The organism is Pseudogulbenkiania sp. MAI-1, from assembly GCF_000527175.1.
In the GTDB taxonomy this organism is placed as follows: Bacteria; Pseudomonadota; Gammaproteobacteria; order Burkholderiales; family Chromobacteriaceae; genus Pseudogulbenkiania.
Window position 1 is genome coordinate 2,444,582 of the sequence record NZ_AZUR01000001.1, and the last position, 16,441, is coordinate 2,461,022.

Annotated in this window: 15 protein-coding genes; 6 read left to right on the top strand and 9 right to left on the bottom strand. The window is 65.7% G+C overall.

Going from position 1 to position 16,441, the window contains the following annotated elements; all coding sequences use genetic code 11:
* Positions 1-78: 78 nt before the first annotated feature.
* From PSEMAI1_RS0111365 to PSEMAI1_RS0111385, 5 genes are all read left to right on the top strand, one after another.
* The gene (locus tag PSEMAI1_RS0111365) at positions 79-1,425 is read left to right on the top strand and encodes a deoxyguanosinetriphosphate triphosphohydrolase (protein ID WP_024302995.1); all 1,347 of its coding nucleotides are present in this window, start codon (positions 79-81) and stop codon (positions 1,423-1,425) included.
* A 122-nt stretch (positions 1,426-1,547) separates the two neighbouring features.
* Positions 1,548-2,423: an AEC family transporter gene (locus PSEMAI1_RS0111370; protein WP_024302996.1), complete on the top strand. Its 876-nt coding sequence runs from the start codon at positions 1,548-1,550 to the stop codon at positions 2,421-2,423.
* 33 nt (positions 2,424-2,456) lie between these two features.
* A complete protein-coding gene (locus tag PSEMAI1_RS0111375; RefSeq protein ID WP_024302997.1) occupies positions 2,457-3,104 on the top strand; it encodes a histidine phosphatase family protein in 648 nt (215 codons plus the stop codon).
* Between the two features lie 113 nt (positions 3,105-3,217).
* On the top strand, positions 3,218-3,613 hold the full coding sequence (gene msrB, locus PSEMAI1_RS0111380; RefSeq protein ID WP_024302998.1) for a peptide-methionine (R)-S-oxide reductase MsrB: 396 nt from the start codon (positions 3,218-3,220) through the stop codon (positions 3,611-3,613).
* Positions 3,614-3,752: 139 nt separating this feature from the next.
* A complete protein-coding gene (locus PSEMAI1_RS0111385; RefSeq protein ID WP_024302999.1) occupies positions 3,753-4,916 on the top strand; it encodes an AAA family ATPase in 1,164 nt (387 codons plus the stop codon).
* Between the two features lie 97 nt (positions 4,917-5,013).
* On the opposite strand, the gene PSEMAI1_RS0111390 is transcribed toward PSEMAI1_RS0111385, so the two are convergent.
* Positions 5,014-6,270, bottom strand: a complete 1,257-nt coding sequence (locus PSEMAI1_RS0111390; protein WP_024303000.1) for a DUF445 domain-containing protein — start codon at positions 6,268-6,270, stop codon at positions 5,014-5,016.
* A gap of 426 nt (positions 6,271-6,696) precedes the next feature.
* On the opposite strand from PSEMAI1_RS0111390, the gene PSEMAI1_RS0111395 reads away from it, so the two are divergent.
* Positions 6,697-8,190 carry an AMP nucleosidase gene (locus tag PSEMAI1_RS0111395; RefSeq protein ID WP_024303001.1) on the top strand — a complete coding sequence of 498 codons (1,494 nt, stop codon included), beginning with the start codon at positions 6,697-6,699 and terminating at the stop codon, positions 8,188-8,190.
* 24 nt (positions 8,191-8,214) lie between these two features.
* Here PSEMAI1_RS0111395 and PSEMAI1_RS0111400 read toward each other — a convergent pair whose 3' ends face one another.
* The 8 genes from PSEMAI1_RS0111400 to PSEMAI1_RS0111435 form a co-directional block, all read right to left on the bottom strand.
* The gene (locus PSEMAI1_RS0111400; protein WP_024303002.1) at positions 8,215-10,182 is read right to left on the bottom strand and encodes a sigma-54-dependent Fis family transcriptional regulator; all 1,968 of its coding nucleotides are present in this window, start codon (positions 10,180-10,182) and stop codon (positions 8,215-8,217) included.
* A 237-nt stretch (positions 10,183-10,419) separates the two neighbouring features.
* Positions 10,420-11,994, bottom strand: a complete 1,575-nt coding sequence (locus PSEMAI1_RS0111405) for a GMC family oxidoreductase (protein ID WP_024303003.1) — start codon at positions 11,992-11,994, stop codon at positions 10,420-10,422.
* 61 nt (positions 11,995-12,055) lie between these two features.
* Positions 12,056-12,631: a gluconate 2-dehydrogenase subunit 3 family protein gene (locus PSEMAI1_RS0111410; RefSeq protein WP_024303004.1), complete on the bottom strand. Its 576-nt coding sequence runs from the start codon at positions 12,629-12,631 to the stop codon at positions 12,056-12,058.
* Positions 12,632-12,658: 27 nt separating this feature from the next.
* Entirely contained in the window at positions 12,659-13,381 is a 723-nt protein-coding gene (locus PSEMAI1_RS0111415; RefSeq protein ID WP_024303005.1) for a ligase, read from the bottom strand.
* Between the two features lie 2 nt (positions 13,382-13,383).
* On the bottom strand, positions 13,384-14,085 hold the full coding sequence (locus PSEMAI1_RS0111420; RefSeq protein WP_024303006.1) for a dihydrolipoamide acetyltransferase family protein: 702 nt from the start codon (positions 14,083-14,085) through the stop codon (positions 13,384-13,386).
* Between the two features lie 3 nt (positions 14,086-14,088).
* Positions 14,089-14,334 carry a biotin/lipoyl-containing protein gene (locus PSEMAI1_RS0111425; RefSeq protein ID WP_024303007.1) on the bottom strand — a complete coding sequence of 82 codons (246 nt, stop codon included), beginning with the start codon at positions 14,332-14,334 and terminating at the stop codon, positions 14,089-14,091.
* Between the two features lie 11 nt (positions 14,335-14,345).
* Entirely contained in the window at positions 14,346-15,383 is a 1,038-nt protein-coding gene (locus tag PSEMAI1_RS0111430) for an alpha-ketoacid dehydrogenase subunit beta (protein ID WP_024303008.1), read from the bottom strand.
* Between the two features lie 26 nt (positions 15,384-15,409).
* The gene (locus PSEMAI1_RS0111435; RefSeq protein ID WP_024303009.1) at positions 15,410-16,420 is read right to left on the bottom strand and encodes a thiamine pyrophosphate-dependent dehydrogenase E1 component subunit alpha; all 1,011 of its coding nucleotides are present in this window, start codon (positions 16,418-16,420) and stop codon (positions 15,410-15,412) included.
* Positions 16,421-16,441: the final 21 nt, after the last annotated feature.

Consider the following 16,441-nt stretch of genomic DNA (forward strand, 5'->3'; position numbering starts at 1 on the left):
CACTGCGTTAGGCCGCGGCAAACTGTTATGATCATGGCAAACCACTGCGCGCACACTGTCATGACCAAGCCATCACGCATGAAATGGGAACACCTGCTGTCGGCCCGGCGCTTCAAGCAGATCGACGGCGACGTGCTGCCCACCCGCACCCCGGCGACCAGCGAGGGCGCGTCCGGGTTGCGCAGCGACTTCCACATCGACCACGACCGGGTGGTGTTCTCCAGCGCCTTTCGCCGCCTGGGGCGCAAGACCCAGGTGCACCCGCTGGCGCAGAACGACCACACCCACAACCGTCTGACGCACAGCGTCGAGGTGGCCAGCGTCGGGCGCAGTCTCGGCAACCGTGTGGGGGTGATGATGCAGCATGCTGGCCAGTTGCCGGCCGGCTATACCCCGCACGACATCGGCGCGGTGGTCCAGGTGGCCTGCCTGGCCCACGACATCGGCAACCCGCCGTTCGGCCACACCGGTGAAGATGCCTTGCGTGACTGGTTCCGCGACGAGCGCCATGCACCGCTGCTGGAAGGCCTGAGCCCGGCCGAGCAGCGCGACGTGCAGACCTACGAGGGCAACGCGCACAGTCTGCGCATGCTGGCCACGCTCGAGATGTACGCCGGCGAAGGCGGCATGCGCCTGACCGCCGCGGCGATCGGTGCGCTGATCAAGTACCCGTGGACCTCCAGCGCCGAGCCCGCCTACCTGCGCGACAAGTTCAACATCTACCAGACCGAGCTGCCCTACTTCCGCCAGATTGCCGCCGAACTCGGCCTGATCGAGCGCGGCCCCGATCAATGGGCGCGCCACCCGCTGTCCTACCTGATGGAGGCGGCCGACGACATCTGCTACGCCATCCTCGACCTGGAGGACGCGGTCGAGATCGGCATCCTCGACTATTCCGAGTTCGAGAAGCTGTTCACCAAGTTCGCCGAAGTCGACAAGCTGTGGAGCACGCCCTCGGTACGCCAGAAGTGTGCGATGCTGCGCGGCATGGCGATCGGCCGCTGCGTGGCCGAAGTGGCGGAGAAGTTCATGCTGCATCAGGACACGCTCCTGGCCGGCGCCTTCCAGGGCAAGGACCTGATCGACGTGTGCGCCCCCGATATCCGCGACACGCTGCTCGAGGCGAAGAAACTCGCCAGCCAGAAGGTCTACCGGCACCGCACCAAGCTGGTCACCGAAATCGCGTCCTTCCCCTGCCTCTCCACACTGCTCGACGTGCTGGTGCCGGCGGTGGCGGCCAAGGTGCGGGGTGAACGGCTATCGGCGCGCCACACGCTGGCGCTCGGCCTGATGGCGGAAACGCCCTTCAGCGACAAGGACACGCCTTACCTGGCCTACATGAAAGTGCTGGATTTCGTCGGCGGCATGACCGACAACTACGCCGCCAATCTGGCGCGCGAGATTTCCGGCGTCGGCATCCTCTGACCCCTTCCGCCGGAACGGGCTGCTCCAAGGTTGGCCGAAACACCGCCATCAAGGGTTTACCCTTGCTTGGCAGGTCAAGCCTTTTGACCAACAATAACGATCACCCACCTCTGTAGACCACCATGTTCGCGCGTATCGTCACCATCATCCTGCCTGTGCTGATCATCGTGCTGATCGGCTGGCTCTACGGCCGCAAGATGCGTCCCGACATGCGCGCCGTCAACACGCTCAACATGGACGTCTGCGTGCCGCTCCTGGTGTTCTCCGCCCTGGCCGCCAAGGATTTCGACCTCGTCAGCCAATGGAAGCTGCTGCCGGCGGCGGCCGGGGTGGTCGCGCTGTCGGGCCTCCTGGCCTGGCCGGTGGCTCGCGCCACCGGCAACCAGGTGCGCACCCTGCTGCCGCCGTCGATGTTCAACAACTGCGGCAACATGGGCCTGCCGCTGGCCCTGCTCGCCTTCGGCCGCGCCGGCTTCAACGCCTTCGTGGTGCTGTTCGTCGTCTCCAACCTGCTGCACTTCACGCTGGGTGCCTTCATCTTCAGTCGCCACACCCGTTTCAGCGGGCTGTTGAAGAACCCCATCGTGCTCGCCACCCTGCTGGGACTGGTATTCGCGCTGGCGGGCTGGCATCTGCCCGACGGGGTGATGATCGGCCTGAAGATGCTGGGCGACGCCGCGATTCCGCTGATGCTGTTTGCCCTGGGTGTGCGCATGGTCGACGCTAACCTGCGCGACTGGAAGATCGGCCTGCTCGGCGCCGCGCTGTGTCCCCTGAGCGGACTCCTGGCCGCCGCCGCCATCGTGCCGCTGCTCGGTTTGTCGCCGCAGCAGACCGGGCTGGTCTACCTGTTCGGCGTGCTGCCGCCTGCGGTACTCAACTTCATGATGGCGGAGATCTACCAGCAGGAACCGGGCAAGATGGCCTCGATCGTGCTGATCGGCAACCTGGCGAGCCTGGCCTTCGTGCCGTTCGGGCTGTGGCTGGCGCTGGGCTGACCCGAAAGCGTGCCGGGCTGGTACAATCAGCCGATGAACTCCGCCCCGCTGACCCGCTTCTGCTTCGTGCGCCACGGCGAAACCGACTGGAACCGCGAACGCCGCCTGCAAGGCCAGATCGACACTCCGCTCAACGCCACCGGTCTGGAGCAGGCCCGGGCGCTGAGCCAGGCCCTGGCCGCCCTCGACCAGCGCTTCGACGCGCTCTATTGCAGCGACCTCGCCCGCACCCGCCAGACCGCCGCCCCGATCGGCCTGGTCACCGGGCTGGACATCAGCCTGGACCCGCTGCTGCGCGAGCGCCACTACGGCCACCTGCAGGGGCTCACCTACCACGAGGCCGGCGAAATCCTGCCCGAAGCGTATCGCCGCCACCGCGACCGCGATCCGCACGAGGTCCCCGAGGGCGGCGAGAGCCTGCATGCTTTCAACGTCAGGGTGCAGGCGTTCCTGGATAATGCCGTGGCCGAACACCCCGGCCGATCCTTGCTCGTCGTCACCCATGGCGGCGTGCTCGACATGGTCTACCGCATCGCCACCGGCAAGCCGCTGACCGAACCGCGCGACTTCCCCATCCCCAACGCCGCCTTCAACTGGGTGGTCCATCATCGCGGCGAATGGCAGCTGGAGAAATGGGCGGACCGCGGCCATCTGAGCGGCTCGCTGGACGAGTTGCTGTAAGCCCCGGCGCCGTCAGTCGACCAACGGGGGCAGTGGACACCAAGCATGCCCCAACAGGTTGAGGCTGCGATGGCCGGACCAACCCTGCAGCGATGTTGACACAGGAGCCCACCATGACCGACAAGATCGTCAAGAGCGACGCCGAGTGGCGCGCCCAGCTGACGCCCGAGCAGTACCGCGTCACCCGCCAGGCCGGCACCGAGCGCCCCTTCAGTGGCGAGCACTACTACCGCCGCGACAGCGGCGACTACCACTGCGTGTGCTGCGACGCGCTGCTGTTCCACTCCGACACCAAGTTCGACGCCGGCTGCGGCTGGCCCAGCTTCTGGGAGGAGGCCGTTCCCGGCAGCATCACCCGCATCGAAGACCGCTTGCACGGCATGATCCGCACCGAGGTGCGCTGCGCCCGCTGCGACGCCCACTTGGGCCACGTCTTCGATGACGGCCCGCTCCCGACGGGGGAGCGTTATTGCATCAACTCGGTGGCGATCAGTTTCAAAAAAGGCTGACGCGGTGTAGGTGTCGTCTGCGCCGCAGAAACACCTTCACCGTGACGCCGGTAACGAGTGGAACTTGTTTTACTCATTTTTACGGGATAAATATAATTATTGGAATCCCATAATTCTGAATAATCACAGAGCCACCGCGATGAGCACCTCGACGTTTTTCAGCCGTGCCCAGCTGGCACGCCAGATGGCAGACCAACTGCTCAACCCGGGTATTCTGGATGCCAACCTGCGATCGGGCTTGTTTCTCTCCGGCCAGCGCCGGACCGGCAAGACCACCTTCCTGAAGCAAGACCTGATCCCCATCCTGGAAGAGCGTGGCGCCATCGTGATCTATGTGGACCTCTGGTCCGATCCTCAAGCCAACCCCGCCACGCTGGTACACAACGCCATCAAGTCCAAGCTGCAGGAGCTCGAGACCCCCGGATCGTCCCTGCTGGCCAAGCTCAAGCGTTTGAAGGGCATCGACCTCGGCGCCGCCGGCTTCAAGCTAGGCATCAGCCTGGACAGCCTGGGCACCGAAAAAGGCGCCACGCTGGCGAGTGCGTTCTGTCATGTTGTCGACCAGGCGCACACGGATGTGGTCATCATCGTGGATGAAGTACAGCACGCCATCAGCACCGATGAAGGCAACCGGATGCTGACCGCGATGAAGGCGGCGCGCGATGCCGTCAATGGCCGCGAGAACACGCCGGGCCATTTCCTGTTCATCGGCACCGGCTCGCACCGGGCCAAGGTGCAGGAGCTGGTGATCAACCGGAACCAGGCCTTTCTGGGCGCCAGCTCGGTGGATTTCCCGCTGCTGGGCCGCGATTACGTCGAGTTCCTTCGCCAGCGGCTGGAAGAGGCCCACTACCCCAACCTGCCGGCACTGGACGTGATGGTCGCCGGGTTCGAGACGCTGGGCCATCGGCCGGAAGAACTGATGAAGGCGCTGCGGCAGGTGATCCAGCTGCAGCCCGGGCAGGATGCGGACGTGTTTTTCCCGATCATTACCCAGACGCTGAAGTCATCGCTGGCCGACGTAGAGATCAGCAAGCTCGAGCAGCTCGGCAGCTTGGCCATGGTGGTGTTCGATCGCATCGCAAAGAGCCGGAGCGGCGTGAAAGGGTTGTACTCGGCAGAAGCACTGACCAGCTACCAGGAAGAGCTTGGGATGGACGTGAGTACCAGCGAGGTGCAGCAGATCCTGAACACGCTGTATGCGGAAAACCTGGTGATGAGAAGCGGGCATGGCAGCTACTGCGTGTCAGACCCCTATGTGCAGAAGCTGTGGGAGGAAAGAAAAGCCCTCGCCAGCATCTGACAGGGGTACAGGCCAAGCACCTACCCGGTTGCGCCGGAATCTGATCGTCGAATCAGGCGTGCCCCAAACGACCAGTTAGGGTGCCGGACACCTAAGCTTAGAAAGCCAACTGGGAAATACCGTGGATCATCAATCCGGCCAAGCCGCCAATGAGGGTTCCGTTTATCCGGATATACTGGAGATCGTCCCCGATCTCCTGTTCGATTTTCGATGCCATGGTGTCGGGGTCCCATTCGCGCACGGTGGTCGCGATCAGCTTGGCAACCTCATGCCGGCGTGAATCCACCACCTCGAGAATGATCCCCAGGGTCCACGCGTTCAATCGGGTTCTCAAGCCATGATCGTTCAGCAGGCCCCGGGCCATCATGGCCAACCCCTTGCGCAGCCGGGCCCGCAGAGCGGAGGCATGCTTGCCTGCATCGGCCTGGATAGCGCGTTTGATTTCCGGCCACAATCCATCCAGATATTCCTGCACCGCAGGATGCCGCAGCAACTGCTCCTTGATCTCATCGGCTTTTTCCCGATATTCAGGGGATGTCCTGAGTTCCTGGATGAAATCCCGAACGGTCTGGTCGAAACGTAGCCGCCACGGATGCTGCTCGTCGTCGGCCAGATCGGTGAGGGCCTCCTCCGCCGCCTCCATGATCCGTGTCGCCACCCTGTCGTCCACCGACAATTGCCGCCACAGCCATGTCGTCCGGGCGCTCACCTTTTCCCTGATCAGGGGTTCGTTCTCCTTGAGCAGGGCGGCGACTTGACGAAGCATTTCGTCAATCAGCAGTTGATGACGATTTTCTGCGGTGAGCATCCCCAGTATCTCCGCCGTCAGAGGGGCCGCTTCGAAACGGCGGACGCGCTCGCTGACGTTCTTGAAGATGAACCGCCGGACTTGCTCGTCCTTTACCGAATCCAGCATCCCCGGCAGCATCTCGCTCAGGTAATCGGCGACCTTGGCCCGGTTGCGCGGCTGATCCAGCCAATCGGCCAGCAGCGCGGCAAAGTCGATTCTTTCCAGCTTGGCCGTCAGCATGTCGGCAGCAAGGAAATTGCGTTCGATGAACCCGCCCAAGGCCGTGCCGATGCGCTCCTTGTTGCGCGGCACCACCGCCGTATGGGGAATGGGGAGTCCCAAGGGACGGCGGAACAACGCGCTAACGGCAAACCAGTCAGCCAGGGCACCCACCATTGCCGCCTCGGCAAACGCGCGCAGGTAGCCCCAAAACGGATGGGCCGATTCATAGAGCCGGGCCGGGACATACAGGGCGGTGACGGCAAGCAGGAGGAGCGTCGCGACGTACCGCGTGGAGAGGAAGGGAGGGCGCAAAGAGAGTCGTGGCTTTGGCTTCGTTTTCATTGTGTATTCCGCTTGGGTAGGGCGGCGCGGCAGCCCTCTCTTTCAACCACTACGTCAGCCTGGAGACCGTGGACATGCGTGTGGCAAACCGGCCGGTCACCACTATATACGATATGGAATCTGCTGCCTGCCGATGAGGCTCCCGCTATCGCCTTCGAGCTGCTGACGCCAGGACCAGTGAGTTCGCTGTTCGACTTCCTCACCCTCTACCTGCTGCGGTGTTCCACGGCCAACTCCAGCGGCGCCTCTCCCCCGCTACTGTCCTCAGTTGTCGTGGCGGGGGCTTTGCCCAATAATCGAAAGCGAAGACGTCGCCCGGCGCAGGGGCCGATGGCTCCTTCATCGACTCCCTGGTTGCTACGCTTCAATACCAGCGACGGAGGGGCCGAAGCCGCAAAGCCCGAACATGCTTCCTGGATAATCGCCATGTCTTATCTGCCCACGTTCATCCCCCCCTCGCGCTACGATGACCCCGCCGCCGCGCTGGCCCAGGTTCGCCACATTTACGAAAACAGCCTCGCCCACCTGCGCGAGTCGATGCAGCGCTTTGTCGATGGGGAAGACTTGCCCGGCCATGTACGGGCCTGCTACCCCTTCGTCCGTATCCAGACCGGCACCGTGTCGCGGCTGAAGCCGATGGAGAGCAAACGCCGCAGTTACGGCTTCGTGGCCGGGCCGGGCCGCTTCGAAACCACGCTGACCCGACCAGACCTGTTCGGGGAGTATTACCTCGAGCAGTTCACCTTGTTGCTGCAAAACCACGGCGTACCCCTGGAAGTCGGCAGCAGTTCACAACCGATCCCCATCCATTTCTCTTTCGCAGAGAGCGATCACCTCGAGGGCAGCCTGAGCCCGGAGCGCCGGGAACGGATGCGCGACCTGTTCGATCTGCCGGATCTCACCGCGATGGACGATGGCATCGCCAACGGCACCCACGAGCCGCGCAGCGGCGAGCCACAGCCGCTGTCGCTCTTCACCGCGCCGCGCGTCGACTATTCGCTGCATCGCCTGAGGCATTACACCGGCACCGTGCCCGAGCACTTCCAGAACTTCGTGCTGTTCACCAACTACCAGTTCTACATCGACGAATTCATCCGTCTCGGCCTCGAGTGCATGGCCGACCCCAACAGCGAATACACCGCCTTCGTCGAGCCCGGCAACGTGATCACGCGCCGCAAGGGGTGCGCCGCCCAAGCCGGTGACGAGCAAGGCAAGGCACCGCCGCGCCTGCCGCAGATGCCGGCCTACCACCTGATGCGCGACGACCATAGCGGTATCACCATGGTGAATATCGGTATCGGCCCGGCCAATGCCAAAACCATTACCGACCACATTGCCGTGCTGCGCCCCCACGCCTGGATCATGCTGGGCCACTGCGCCGGTCTGCGCCAGACGCAGCAGCTCGGTGATTATGTGCTGGCGCACGGTTATGTGCGGGACGATCACGTTCTCGATCAGGACCTGCCGTTATGGGTGCCGATCCCCGCCCTGGCGGAAATCCAGCTGGCGCTGGCCTCGGCGGTGTCCGACATCTCGCAGCTCCAGGGGCCCGAGCTCAAGCGGATCATGCGCACCGGCACCGTGGCCAGCACCGACAACCGCAACTGGGAGCTGCTGCCTGACAACCAGCCCCAACGCCGCTTCAGCCAGAGCCGGGCCGTGGCGCTGGACATGGAAAGCGCCACCATCGCCGGCAACGGCTTCCGTTTCCGGGTGCCCTACGGCACCTTGCTGTGCGTGAGCGACAAGCCCTTGCACGGGGAAATCAAGCTGCCGGGGATGGCGGATCACTTCTATCGCGCGCGCGTCGATCAGCATCTGCGCATCGGCATCCGGGCGATGGAATTGCTGCGCGAACAGGGCGTGGACCAGTTGCACAGCCGCAAGCTGCGCAGCTTTGCGGAAGTGGCGTTCCAGTAGGACCCTGCTCGCATTGCACGCTGGCTAGGAATCGAGCGGCGAGATGATGCCGAACTTCTTGATGTGGCGATAGACCGTTGCGCGGCAGATGCCCAGTTCGGCCGCCACCGCGGTGACGTTCCACTTGTGGCGCTTGAGCGCCGCCAGCAGCGCCCCGCCTTCATCCTGCTCCGGCATGGGCGTTGGCGGCGGCACGGCTGGGGCTGCTGCCTCGACCAGCGCTCCCCCTTCCACCAACTCATGCGGCAGGTCGCCGATTTCGACGCTGACACCATCCGACAGCGCCAGCGCAAAACGCAGTACGTTGCGCAATTGCCGCACGTTGCCCGGCCACGGGTAGTCCAGCAGGCAGGCCAATGCCTCGTCGGCGAGGACGGGCGACTGGCCGGACTGGGCCGCTTCCTCGGCAAAGACTCGCTCGATCAGGTAACGCTTGTCCTGGCGTTCGCGCAGCGGCGGCAGGAACAGCGTTGCGCCGCACAGCCGGTAGTAGAGATCCTCACGGAACTGGCCAGCGGCGATCAGCTTGCGCAGGTCGCGGTGCGACGCCGCCACCACGGTCAGCTCGACGCGCACCGGCTTGTCGGCACCCAGCGGCAGCACCTCGCGCTCGGACAGCACCCGCAACAGCCGCGTCTGCAGGTGCAGCGGCATGTCGCCGATTTCGTCCAGGAACAGCGTGCCCTTGTCGGACTGCTGGATCAGGCCCTTCATGCCCTTGCTGCGCGCCCCGGTAAAGGTGCCGGGGGCATAGCCGAACAGTTCGCTTTCGATCAGGGTGTCGGGGATGGCGGCGCAGTTGACGGCGACGAAGGGCCGCGCCGAGCGTTCGCTCGATTCGTGCAGGGCCCTGGCGAACACTTCCTTGCCGGTACCGGTCTCGCCGTGGATCAGGATGTTGACCCCCTTGTTCACCAGGCGCTTGGACTGTTCCAGGATGCGCTGCATCTGCCGGTCGTCGCCGGCCAGACGGTCGAGCGCCGGGCAGGCCGGCAGCGGTGTGCTGTCGCGGGCCGAGGCGGAGACTGCCGGACGGGGGGTGATGCGCGGCGGCGTGACCGAGGCGTGGAAGATAGCGTGGTCGAAGGTCGACAGCAGTGCGGCATCGCCCAGGGCCGGCGTGCGGGTGAGCTGACGGATGTCGTCCATCGTGCAGCGGAAGATGTCGGTCAAGAGGTGGCCGATCAGGCCGGCATCGTCCTGCCCCGCCCGGCCGAGCCGCTTGCGGGCCCCCGAGTTGGCGCCGACCACGACGCCGTCGGCGTCGAAGGCCAGCATCAGTTCGCCGCAGACGTCGACCAGTGCCGCCGCCGTGCCCAGACGCAGGATCCAGCGGTTGGCGAAGTGGCGCAGGAAGTTGGCGTCCTCGATCAGCTGCGCGTAGAGAAGGGTCAGATGCAGGGCCAGGTGCTGGCTCTCGCGCGCCTGCGGCGAGGCGAGCATGGAGACGTCGAGCACGCCCATGAATTCGCCGTCGGGCTGGAACAGCGGCGCCGAGTTGCAGCTCAGGCTGATGTGGGTGGCGTCGAAATGGTCGCTGCGATGGCAGGTCAGCGGCGTCTGCTCGACGATGCAGGTGCCCACGGCGCAGGTGCCGGCGTGTTCCTCGTTCCAGTCGGCACCGAGGTAGAGGCCGGCTTGTTTCAGATCCTTCTCCAGCGCATCGTTGCCGATGTAGTCGATGGTGACGCCCTGGGCATCGGTCAGGAGCAGCACGTAACCCAGCGACGAGACGCGCTTGTAGAGCTGCTCCATGCCGGCGCGGGCGACGTGCAGGAAGTCTTCGGACTGCTCGCGGTGATCGCGCAGCTCGTGCGCCGTCAGGATGCGGGCACGGCGACGCTCGGCCGGATCGAGGCCGTAGTCGTGCACACAGCGCGCCCAGGAGCGCTTGATCAGGTCGTAGGCCGACGAGTCCTGGCTCAGCACGCTGTTCTGGGTGGCGACCGCCAGCACACGCTCGATGTGCTGCCGCTCGGAAAGGTTTGCCATCCGTTCTCCTCCAGGGATACCCCTCGCTTGTGCGCACAGGGCGCATGGGCTGAACCGCCCGGGGGTCTTCTTCGCTTGCCACGTCACGGCCCGTTCATAGCGCGGGCCTTGCAGTGCAGTATAGCCATCCTCTCCCCTCGGCTTGCAGCCCCAGCCGCTCTCTTCATGGAAAAAAAGGCGCCCCAGCAGGCGCCCAAACACCACGACAAGGGGAGGATGACCCAGGTGTGGGAGTGGTCAGAGCTCTTTGCGCTGCATCGCCCCCGCGATGTACTCGGCCTGGCGGATCGCCAGCGCGACGATGGTCAGCGTCGGGTTGGCCGCCGAACTGGAGGTGAACTGGCTGCCGTCGGAGATGAACAGGTTCTTGATGTCGTGTGCCTGCCCCCATTTATTGACCACACCGTCACGCGCCTTGGCGCTCATGCGGTTGGTGCCCATATTGTGACTGGCCGGGTAAGGCGGCATGTCGATGACGCGGGTCGCGCCGACCGCCTCGGACACCTTGCGGAACTGTGTGAGGCCGTGCTGGCGGATGGCGGCGTCGTTGGCGTGGTCGGTCTTGCTGACGATGGGCACCGGCAGGCCGTACTGGTCTTTTTCCGTTGGATGCAGGGTGATGCCGTTCTGCTCCTGCGGCAGGTCCTCACCGCACACCCAGACACAGCTCATGTGGTCGTACATTTCCAAGGCCGAGGTGACGTCACGTCCCCAGCCGCCCGGCTTCATGAAAGCCGCGGTGTACGGCAGGCCGAGCGACAGCCCCTCGAGGTGATAGCCGCCGAAGAAGCCGCGCGCCGGGTTGGGATCGGCCTCGTCCGAGATCACCGCCGCGAGCGCGGTACCACGGTACATGTGCACCGGTTTCTGGTGAATGGCCACGGCGGCGGCGGTGGTGTGGGTCAGGTAGTTGCGCCCGACCTGTCCCGACGAGTTGGCGAGCCCGTCCGGAAACATCGACGACGCCGAATTGAGCAGCAGGCGCGGCGATTCGATGGAGTTGCCGGCCACGCACACCACGCGCGCCGCCTGGCGCTGCATGCGGCCGTTCTTGTCGACGTAGACCACGCCCGAGACCTTGCCCGCCTTGTCGTGCTCGATCTTCAACACCATACTCTGCGGACGCAGCTCGACCTTGCCGGTGTCAAGCGCCTTGGGGATTTCGGTGTAGAGCGTCGACCACTTGGCGGTCATCTTGCAGCCCTGCATGCAGAAGCCCAGTTGCTGGCAGCCGGGGCGGCCGTCGTACACCTGCGAGTTGATCGCCATCGGCCGCACGATCTGCTTGTAGCCCACCTTGCGCGCCCCGGCGGCGATCACCTTGTAGTGATTGTTCTCGGGCAGGAGCGGCAGGCCGCTGGCCTCGCTGCCGGCCACGCCCATCTTCTTCTCGGCGCGGAAGTAATAAGGTTCGAGATCCGCGTAGCTGATGGGCCAGTCGAGCAGGTTGGCGCCTTCGACGTGGCCGTAGGTCGACTTGTTACGAAAATCGTGCGGCAAAAAGCGCAGCGCGAGCCCGGCCCAGTGCACGGTGGAGCCGCCCACTCCCTTGACGATCCAGGCGGGCAGATTGGGGTAGGTCTTGGTGTGATGCCAGCCGCCGGCGGAGATGCGCTTGTCCAGCCAGGATATCTTGTTGAACATCGCCCACTCGTCGTTCTCGAACTGGTCGGGCTGATAGTGCTTGCCCGCCTCCAATACCACGCACTTGACGCCCTTTTGCGCGAGTTCGTTGGCGAGCGTGCCGCCGCCGGCACCGGAGCCGACGATCACGACCACTTGGTCATCATCCAAACGGAATTGCGTTGCCATTGCTTCTGTCTCCTCGGCATGCCGGTCGCCCCGTGAGCGCCGGCTTGTGCTCATTGGCTATTTACAGCCAGTCGATATCGTTGAAACCGCGATGCAGGTAGCCGCCCTTCTCCCAGGATGAGCCTTCATAACCGAACTGCGGCCACAGCGCCTTGTTGTTGTAGAGCCCGGTCACGAGGTCGCCGCGCACCCTCTGGAAGAAGGGGCCGGATTCGATGGCCTTGAGCAGCACCACCCGCTCGTCCTCGCTGGCGAGCGCGGCGTAGGGCTTGCCGTAGCGCTGCTTCGCCGCGGCGTCGAGTGCGGCGACACCATTGACCAGCAGGCTCTTGAGCTTGGGGTCGCGCGCCGCGGCACGCTCGTAGGGGGTGATGGCCTGCAGGTAGAAGCGGTCGGCCAGCTTGTCGTGCGGGAAGATGTCGCGCGCCATTTTCACCAGCGTGCGGGCGGTCTGCGGCCCGAGCGTGGTGAAGGCGGCGGCCGACGCTTCGCCGGACAGCAAAAGCCCGCTCAAGGGCACGGCGGCGACGCCGAGCGCGGCGAGACCGCTGCCCTGCAGGAAGCGGCGCCGGCTGAGGAGCACCGAGTCGGCCGCCGCTTCGGCGTTGGCGGCGGGTTGTTGCGGCAAGGTGTTCATAAAGACCTCCAGATCAGTTGAGAGGATTCAATCGAGGGGCGCGCGATCCAGCGCCGCCCAGAGCGCCTGCTCCAGCGCGTCCAGCAACGGCAGCGGTGCGGGCACGGTGCCCAGTTGGTCTGAGCAGGAGGTAGTGACGGCGTCGAGCGCCGCGACGTCGCCCGGCGGCTGGCCGAGTGCGGTGACGAGCCGCTCCCAGTCGGGCCGGTACAACAGCAGCCCGGCCACGAACAGCACGCCGGTGCGCCGCCGCACCTGGGCGAGGCCGACGAGCTTCTGCCGCCCCACCACCACCTCGCCCGGCGACAAGCCGGCAAAGCAGGCCCAGGATGGGCCGGCGCCGCCTGCGGCCAGACGCTGGCGCGCCGCTGCCGGGGTGAGCACCTCGCTGGCGATGCCGGCCCGAGCCAGCACCGCGCGGTAGGCCTCGCCCAGCCAGTGGTAGCTCAAGGCCGGCGGCTGCTGCGCGTAACGGTGCCCGGGCGGCAGCAGGATCGAGGCGCTCAGCATCCACGGTCCGACCAGCACCGCGCCGCCACCGGCATCGCGCTCCACCAGCTCGAGCCCGGTGCGTTGGCGCACCGTCTCGGGCGACACCAGCCGGCGCTGAGAGCAGCCCAGCACCAGCGCCGGCTCGCGGTAGCCCCAGAAGCGCAGGGCTGGCACCGTCACCGTTTCGGCCAGGTGACGCCGGTTCCAGGCCTGCTCCTCGGCGGCGGTGACGATGTCCAGGGTGAGCGGCGCGGTCATGGCTAGAGCTCCTCGGCGCTTTCCAGGCGGCGCTTGAGATCGCCCAGGAACAGTGCTGCCGGGTAGCCATCGACGGCGCGGTGGTCGAACACCAGGCTCAGCCCCATCAGCGGCGCCGGTACGATGGCACCGTGGCGCACCACCGGCTTGTCGATCACCCGGCTCACGCCGAGGATGGCGACCTGCGGCGGGTTGATCACCGGCGAGAAGCCGTCGATGGCGGTCATGCCGAGGTTAGTGACGGTGAAGGTGCCGCGCTGGAAGGCACCGGCACCGAGGCTGCCGCTGCGCGCGCCTTCGGCCAGGCGGCGCGATTCGGCGGCGAGTTCCAGTACCGACATGGTGTCGGCCTGGCGGATCACCGGCGCCATCAATCCGCCCGGCACGCTCACCGCCAGGGCGAGGTTGATGTCGTCGACCAGCTCGACTTCCTTGTCGCGCATCAGCGCGTTGAGGTGCGGGTGCTCGCGCAGCGTCAGTGCCAGGGCGCGCAGCACGAAGGCGGTCAGCGTCAGCTTGAGCCCGGGCTGCTCGGCCAGCAGCCGGGCGCGCTTGAGCTGGCAGGCGGTGACGTCGACCTCGGCCCACATCGCCACGCGCGGGGCCTGCCAACCCTGGCTCATGTTGCGGGCGATGGCGCCGCGCAGGCCGGTGAGCGGGAGGCTCTTCGTGGCGGGGCGATCGGTCTCTAGCGTGGTGACCATCGCCTAGTCCTCCAGCACGATCAGCACCGCGCCGCGCGGAAAGGTTTCCTGCGCCGCGACCTTGACCGCCGCCACGGTGGCATCGGCGGGGGCCATCAGCTCGTGGCTGGTCTTGACCAGTTCCACCGTCCCCAGCACTTGGCCGGCGGCGACGCGGTCGCCCACCGCCACGCTCCACTCGTCGACCAGCGCCTCGGTACCCTCTTCCACGTCGGCCCAGGCCGCGTCATCCAGAATGATGTCGATCATGTCGTTTCCTTTCAGTGTCCAATGGGGGTAGCCAGTTGCGCCTTGACCGCGGCGACGATGCCGTCGACCTGCGGGATGACGTGCTGTTCGAGCGGGCGGCTGAACGGGATCGGCACGGCGTCGACCGCGAGGCGGCGCACCGGCGCCTTGAGGCGAATGGTGTCGAGGTGCTCGGCCACCAGCGCGGCGATCTCGCCGGAGAGGCCGAAGTGCAGGTAATCCTCGTCCGCCACCAGCAGGCGTCCGGTCTTGGCGACCGAGGCGAGCACGGTGTCGGAGTCGAGCGGGACGATGGTTCTGAGATCGATGATTTCGGCGCTGACGCCCTCTTCGGCCAGGCGTTCGGCCGCCAGCACCGCCTTCTGCACCATCTGGCTGAGGGTGACGATGGTGACGTCCGAGCCCTCGCGCACCACGCGCGCCTTGCCGAAGGGGATGGCGTAGGCTTCTTCGGGCACTTCGTTGGTGCTGCCCTCGAAGTAGGACATCCACGACAGCCCCATGATGCCCTTGTGGTAGCAGTAGACGACCGGATTGTCGTCGCGGATCGCCTGGATCATCAGGCCCTTGGCGTCATAGGCGTTGGACGGCACCACCACCTTCATGCCGGGCATGTGGGCGAAGCTGGCGTAGAGGCACTGCGAGTGCTGCGCGGCGTCGTTGTAGCCGCCGCCGATTCCGGTCATCACCACCGCCGGCAGCTTGATGTTGCCGCCCGCCATGTAGGTGTTCTTGGCGAGATGGTTGTAGATCTGGTCGAAACAGACGCCGAAGAAGTCGACGAACATCAGTTCGGCGATCGGGCGCAGGCCCTCGGCGGCGGCACCGATGGCGGTCCCCATGAAGGCGGTTTCGGAAATCGGCGTATCCATGATGCGCTCCTTGCCGAAGCGCTCGTAAAGGCCGGTGGTGGCGCTGAAGATGCCGCCGTATTTGCCGACGTCCTCGCCCATCACGAACACGCGCGCGTCGCGCTCCATCTCCTGGCCGATCGCCTCGGCAATCGCCTGCGCCATGGTCAGCGTCCGGGTCTTCTGTTGCGTAGTCATAGTCTCTCTCCTCGCTTTGCGCTGACTTAATCGACGAACACGTGCTGGTACGCTTCCGCCACTTCCGGGTAAGGGCTTTGGCGCGCGAAGTCGAACGCCGCCTGCACCCGAGCCTTGATCGCCTCGCGCAGTTCGGCATCGCGTGCATCGTCGAGCAGCCCCTGCTCGCGCAGCACAGCGCCCAGCGCCGGGATCGGGTCGTGTTCACGCAGCTGTTTCACCTCGCCCTTGGGACGGTAGGTTTCCGGGTCGCCCTGGAAATGGCCGTAGTAGCGGTCGGTCTTGACTTCGATCAGCGTCGGCCCCTCGCCGCGACGTGCACGGTCGATGGCGACGCCGGCGGCCTCGAACACCGCCAGCGCGTCGTTCTTCTCCACCAGCACGCCCGGCATGCCGTAGCCGGCGGCACGGTCGGCGTTGCTGGCGATGGCGGTGGAATCGCCCTTCTCCACCGAGATGCCGTACTTGTTGTCCTCGCACACGAACACCACCGGCAGCTTCCACAGCGCGGCCAGGTTCAGCGCCTCGTGGAAAGCCCCCTGGTTGGCTGCACCCTCGCCGAAGAAGGCGATCGCCACCCAGTCCTTGCCGAGCTTCTTGGCGGCGAGCGCCGCACCACAGGCCTGCGGCGCGCCAGCGCCGACGATGCCGCTGCAGCTGAACTTGTGCGCCGGGTCGAACAGATGCATGTGGCCGCCCTTGCCGCGCCCGAGCCCGGTGACCTTGCCGAACATCTCGGCGGTCATCTCGTTCAGCGGCACGCCCTTGGCGATGGCGAAATGGTGCGGGCGGTGCGCGCCGACCACACTGTCCTCGTCGCGCAAGTGGGCACACACGCCCACCGCCACCGGCTCCTGGCCCGCCGCCAGGTGCATCTCGCCGGGCACCGGCCCGGCGCCGATATCGAAGGCCAGTCCTTTCTGGATCTTGGGCGGCAGCTTGCCCTCCAGATACACCTTGGCCATGGTCTCTTCGTATTCGCGAATCTCCACCATCGTCCGGTACATCCAGAGCAGGCGGTCTGATGTCGTTTCCATGTCTCTCGTCCTCCTTTGCGA